Source organism: Bradyrhizobium sp. SHOUNA76 (assembly GCF_023006445.1).
GTDB lineage: Bacteria > Pseudomonadota > Alphaproteobacteria > Rhizobiales > Xanthobacteraceae > Bradyrhizobium.
Genome location: NZ_JALBHA010000753.1, coordinates 1 through 2,164, shown reverse-complemented (window position 1 = coordinate 2,164; position 2,164 = coordinate 1). Strand labels below are relative to the sequence as shown.

The 2,164-nt window shown below is 63.4% G+C and carries 3 protein-coding genes and 1 pseudogene; 3 read left to right on the top strand and 1 reads right to left on the bottom strand.

From position 1 onward, the window contains the following. The 3 genes and pseudogenes from MOV74_RS36645 to MOV74_RS36635 all read left to right on the top strand — a co-directional run. A pseudogene (locus tag MOV74_RS36645) lies at nt 1–123 on the top strand (electron transfer flavoprotein subunit alpha/FixB family protein); the annotation flags it as partial. Nucleotides 124–313: 190 nt separating this feature from the next. Then, on the top strand, nt 314–1,195 hold the full coding sequence (locus MOV74_RS36640; protein ID WP_063203650.1) for a 3-hydroxybutyryl-CoA dehydrogenase: 882 nt from the start codon (nt 314–316) through the stop codon (nt 1,193–1,195). A 206-nt stretch (nt 1,196–1,401) separates the two neighbouring features. Further along, the gene (locus tag MOV74_RS36635) at nt 1,402–1,596 is read left to right on the top strand and encodes a hypothetical protein (RefSeq protein WP_246932198.1); all 195 of its coding nucleotides are present in this window, start codon (nt 1,402–1,404) and stop codon (nt 1,594–1,596) included. Nucleotides 1,597–1,603: 7 nt separating this feature from the next. Here MOV74_RS36635 and tlpA read toward each other — a convergent pair. After that, nucleotides 1,604–2,164 (bottom strand): thiol:disulfide interchange protein TlpA (gene tlpA / locus MOV74_RS36630; RefSeq protein WP_246932196.1); only part of this gene is annotated, 561 nt, incomplete at its 5' end.

The window sequence follows — 2,164 nt, the reverse complement described above, 5'->3', positions numbered from 1 at the left end:
ATCGTTGCGATCAACAAGGACGAGGACGCGCCGATCTTCCAGGTCGCCGATTACGGCCTGGTCGCCGACCTCTACCAGGCGGTTCCGGAGCTGACGGCCGAACTCGGCAAGCTCGGCAAGTAAAACGAGCCAAAAACACCGGCCGGAGCTATAAACTCCGGCCGGTGTTTCATTTCTGAGGCGTTTTCTTTGGCGTGGGCACGCCTTCGAAGCGATCCAATCTAGGTTTCGAGCCAAGGTTCTGATTAAATCGGACCTCCCGGCTCGGGGGGTAGGCAGGCGCGACATGCGCGCCGTTCCGGTGGATGACAAGATGGCGGCAGTGATCAAGAAGGTCGGCGTGATCGGCGCGGGTCAGATGGGCAGTGGCATCGCGCACGTTGCGGCGCTGGCCGGCTTCGACGTGGTGCTCAACGACGTCTCGGCCGACCGCCTCAAGTCGGGGATGGCCACCATCAACGGCAATCTGGCGCGACAGGTCTCCAAGAAGGCCGTCTCCGAGGACGACAAGGCCAAGGCGATGGCGCGCATCACGCCCGCCGAAAAGCTCGACGATCTCGCCGATTGCGACCTCGTGATCGAGACCGCGGTCGAGAAGGAGGAGGTCAAGCGCAAGATCTTCCACGAGCTCTGCGCGGTGTTGAAGCCGGAGGCGATCGTCGCCTCCGATACGTCCTCGATCTCGATCACGCGGCTCGCCGCCGCGACCGACCGCCCCGAGCGCTTCATCGGCATTCACTTCATGAATCCCGTGCCGCTGATGGAGCTGGTGGAGCTGATTCGGGGCATCGCCACCGACGATTCGACCTTCGAGGCGTCCAAGGAGTTCGTCGCCAAGCTCGGCAAGCAGGTCGCGGTCTCCGAGGATTTCCCGGCCTTCATCGTCAACCGCATCCTGCTGCCGATGATCAACGAGGCGATCTACACGCTGTATGAAGGCGTCGGCAATGTCGAGGCGATCGACGCGGCGATGAAGCTCGGGGCGCACCATCCGATGGGCCCGCTCGAGCTTGCCGATTTCATCGGTCTCGATACCTGCCTCTCCATCATGCAGGTGCTGCACGAGGGTTTGGCCGACTCCAAGTACCGCCCGTGCCCGCTGCTGGTGAAATACGTCGAGGCCGGCTGGCTCGGCCGCAAGACCCAGCGCGGTTTCTACGACTACCGCGGCGCCAAGCCGGTTCCGACAAGGTAAGGCGGCGGTGCCGTAGCGCCGTAGGGTGGGCAAAGCGAAGCGTGCCCACGCATTTTTTTTCGACCATGGTGAGATGGTGGGCACGGCGCAAGTGCGCCTTTTCCCACCCTACGGCACCATTGCCCTCGGCTGGCACCCCGCCTGTGACATTTCATGTCCCGTTAACCTCTCGCGCCTAGGTTACGGCCGGTACGAGGGTTCGCGTAATGGACATGATGGCAATGGTCAGCACCATGCTGGCCGCTCAGCAAGGCGCGCTGCAGTCGAATATCGCGGCGACGCTGACCAAGCAGAACGCCGATATGGAGAAATCCACCGTCCTGACGCTGATGGGCGCCGGTCAGCCCTCGCTGGCCAATGTCGGTGCCGGCGTCGGCGACAATCTCAACGTCACCGCCTGACCCATCCTTAGAGCGACGCTGCGGCCTTGCCGGTCGCCGCCCGGATCAGCTTGAGCGCGTCCTCGCTCGCCCATTCCGCCGGTCCCGCGATCGTCGCAATCTCGCAGCCTTGCGGATCGATGAGCACCGAGGTCGGCATGCCCAGAGCTCGGCCTATGGCCTTAAGATCCTGAAACACCTTGGCTTTCTGGTCGCTGAAATAGCTCAGCCTGCCAAGATTGGCCTCTTTCAGGAAGTTTTTCGGCTTCTCGGGGTCGCGAGTGTCGATATTAATCGCCACCACCTCGAAATTCGGGCCCGACAGCTTGCCCTGGAGCTCGTCCAGCGCCGGCATTTCCTTCCGGCATGGCACGCACCAGGTCGCCCACAGGTTCACCAGCAGCGTCTTGCCGCGGAAATCTGACAGTTTCTTCGGCTTGCCGTCGGCATCCTCGAAGGCGAGGTCGGGCAGCTTGAGGGGGGCGCTCGCCATGGTCAGCGCCGCAAGTTCGCCATGGGCGAGCGGGGCGATCTTTTGCGCCGTGGCCACCGCCGGCTTGCAGGTCGGATCGCCGCCAGGCGCGCGGCT

Excerpts from the sequence above, each read along its gene's own strand:
- MOV74_RS36640 (WP_063203650.1), top strand. The coding sequence starts at position 314 with ATGGCGGCAGTGATCAAGAAGGTCGGCGTGATCGGCGCGGGTCAGATG.
- MOV74_RS36635 (WP_246932198.1), top strand. The coding sequence starts at position 1,402 with ATGGACATGATGGCAATGGTCAGCACCATGCTGGCCGCTCAGCAAGGC.